Source organism: Diaphorobacter sp. B2A2W2, from assembly GCF_056730635.1.
This window is the reverse complement of record NZ_JBWZOR010000019.1, coordinates 2,501-5,670: the sequence shown is the minus strand read 5'-3', so window position 1 is coordinate 5,670 and position 3,170 is coordinate 2,501. Positions and strand designations below refer to the sequence as shown.

At 51.8% G+C, this 3,170-nt stretch carries 2 rRNA genes; both read right to left on the bottom strand.

The features are described from left to right. Positions 1-54: 54 nt before the first annotated feature. Positions 55-167 (bottom strand): 5S ribosomal RNA (rrf, locus tag AC1PPL_RS19220). Between the two features lie 120 nt (positions 168-287). After that, positions 288-3,163: ribosomal RNA gene (locus AC1PPL_RS19215) — 23S ribosomal RNA — on the bottom strand. Positions 3,164-3,170 lie beyond the last annotated feature (7 nt).

The following is a 3,170-nucleotide window of genomic DNA, read 5'->3' as shown; positions in this document are numbered from 1 at the left end:
CAAAGCAAAACGCCCTCCCACTGTGTTAGTGGGAGGGCGGTTTGGGCTGTAAGAGCCTGACGATGACCTACTTTCACACGGGAACCCGCACTATCATCGGCGCGAAGTCGTTTCACTGTCCTGTTCGGGATGGGAAGGAGTGGGACCAACTTGCTATGGTCATCAGGCATAAAGGGTTGCTGAGCAGTGAGGACTGCACAGCGAATTCATAGAGTTTGTGAATCAGCGTGGATTTGATTGCGTACTTGGCATAACAGTCTTGAACTGCGATTGGCAGTCAAAGTTATAGGGTCAAGCCGCACGGGCAATTAGTACTGGTTAGCTTAATGCATTGCTGCACTTCCACACCCAGCCTATCAACGTCGTGGTCTACAACGACCCTTCAGGGGGCTCAAGGCCCCGGCAGATCTCATCTTGAAACGAGTTTCCCGCTTAGATGCTTTCAGCGGTTATCTCTTCCACACTTAGCTACTCGGCAATGCCACTGGCGTGACAACCGATACACCAGAGGTGTGTCCACTCCGGTCCTCTCGTACTAGGAGCAGGCTTCCTCAAATCTGCAGCGCCCACGGAAGATAGGGACCAAACTGTCTCACGACGTTTTAAACCCAGCTCACGTACCTCTTTAAATGGCGAACAGCCATACCCTTGGGACCGACTACAGCCCCAGGATGAGATGAGCCGACATCGAGGTGCCAAACACCGCCGTCGATATGAACTCTTGGGCGGTATCAGCCTGTTATCCCCAGAGTACCTTTTATCCGTTGAGCGATGGCCCTTCCATACAGAACCACCGGATCACTATGTCCTGCTTTCGCATCTGCTCGACTTGTCAGTCTCGCAGTTAAGCACGCTTATGCCATTGCACTATCGTCACGATGTCCGACCGTAACTAGCGTACCTTCGAACTCCTCCGTTACGCTTTGGGAGGAGACCGCCCCAGTCAAACTGCCTACCATGCACTGTCCCCGATCCAGCTAATGGACCTAGGTTAGAACCTCAAACGCACCAGGGTGGTATTTCAACGTTGGCTCCATGAGATCTAGCGACCTCACTTCAAAGCCTCCCACCTATCCTACACAGATCCGTTCAAAGTCCAATACAAAGCTACAGTAAAGGTTCATGGGGTCTTTCCGTCTTTCCGCGGGGAGATTGCATCATCACAAACATTTCAACTTCGCTGAGTCTCAGGAGGAGACAGTGTGGCCATCGTTACGCCATTCGTGCAGGTCGGAACTTACCCGACAAGGAATTTCGCTACCTTAGGACCGTTATAGTTACGGCCGCCGTTTACTGGGACTTCAATCAAGAGCTTGCACCCCATCATTTAATCTTCCAGCACCGGGCAGGCGTCACACCCTATACGTCCACTTTCGTGTTTGCAGAGTGCTGTGTTTTTATTAAACAGTCGCAGCCACCGATTTTTTGCAACCGCTTTGGGCTCCCTTTGTACAAGTTCACCTACTTGCGGCATACCTTCTCCCGAAGTTACGGTATCAATTTGCCGAGTTCCTTCTCCTGAGTTCTCTCAAGCGCCTTAGAATACTCATCTCGCGCACCAGTGTCGGTTTGCGGTACGGTCGTCAATAGCTGAAGCTTAGTGGCTTTTCCTGGAAGCAGGGTATCACTCACTTCGTCTGCAAGCAGACTCGTTATCACCCCTCATCTAAGCCCGGCGGATTTGCCTACCAGGCACGACTACAGGCTTGAACCAACATATCCAACAGTTGGCTGAGCTAACCTTCTCCGTCCCCACATCGCACTATTGATCGGTACAGGAATATTGACCTGTTTCCCATCAGCTACGCATCTCTGCCTCGCCTTAGGGGCCGACTCACCCTACGCCGATGAACGTTGCGTAGGAAACCTTGCGCTTACGGCGAGCGGGCTTTTCACCCGCTTTAACGCTACTCATGTCAGCATTCGCACTTCTGATACCTCCAGCATCCGTTACCAGACACCTTCACAGGCTTACAGAACGCTCTCCTACCACGTGCAATAAATTGCACATCCGCAGCTTCGGTAACTGGCTTAGCCCCGTTACATCTTCCGCGCAGGACGACTCGATCAGTGAGCTATTACGCTTTCTTTAAATGATGGCTGCTTCTAAGCCAACATCCTGACTGTTTTAGCCTTCCCACTTCGTTTCCCACTTAGCCAATTTTAGGGACCTTAGCTGGCGGTCTGGGTTGTTTCCCTCTTGAGTCCGGACGTTAGCACCCGGTGCTCTGTCTCCCAAGCTGTACTCTGCAGTATTCGGAGTTTGCCTTGGTTTGGTAAGTCGCCATGACCCCCTAGCCAAAACAGTGCTCTACCCCCGCAGGTAATACTTGAGGCACTACCTAAATAGTTTTCGGAGAGAACCAGCTATTTCCAAGTTTGTTTAGCCTTTCACCCCTATCCACAGCTCATCCGCTAGTTTTGCAACACTAGTCGGTTCGGACCTCCAGTACCTGTTACGGCACCTTCATCCTGGCCATGGATAGATCACTTGGTTTCGGGTCTACACCCAGCGACTGAACGCCCTGTTCGGACTCGATTTCTCTACGCCTCCCCTATTCGGTTAAGCTCGCCACTGAATGTAAGTCGCTGACCCATTATACAAAAGGTACGCCGTCACCCCTAAGGGCTCCGACTTTTTGTAAGCATGCGGTTTCAGGATCTATTTCACTCCCCTCCCGGGGTTCTTTTCGCCTTTCCCTCACGGTACTGGTTCACTATCGGTCGATGATGAGTATTTAGCCTTGGAGGATGGTCCCCCCATGTTCAGACAGGGTTTCTCGTGCCCCGCCCTACTTTTCTCTAGCTCAGTACCACACGTCTGTTTTCGCATACGGGGCTATCACCCACTATGGCCGGCCTTTCCATGCCGCTTTGCTAACAGTCGCGCTATCACTAGAAGGCTCCTCCGATTTCGCTCGCCACTACTTTCGGAATCTCGGTTGATGTCTTTTCCTCGAGCTACTGAGATGTTTCAGTTCACCCGGTTCGCCTCGCTGACCTATGTATTCAGTCAGCGATACCCTTGCGGGTAGGTTTCCCCATTCAGAAATCTCCGGATCAAAGCTTATTTGCCAGCTCCCCGAAGCTTATCGCAGGCTATCACGTCTTTCGTCGCCTATCATCGCCAAGGCATCCACCACATGCTCTTAGTCACTTGACCCTATAAC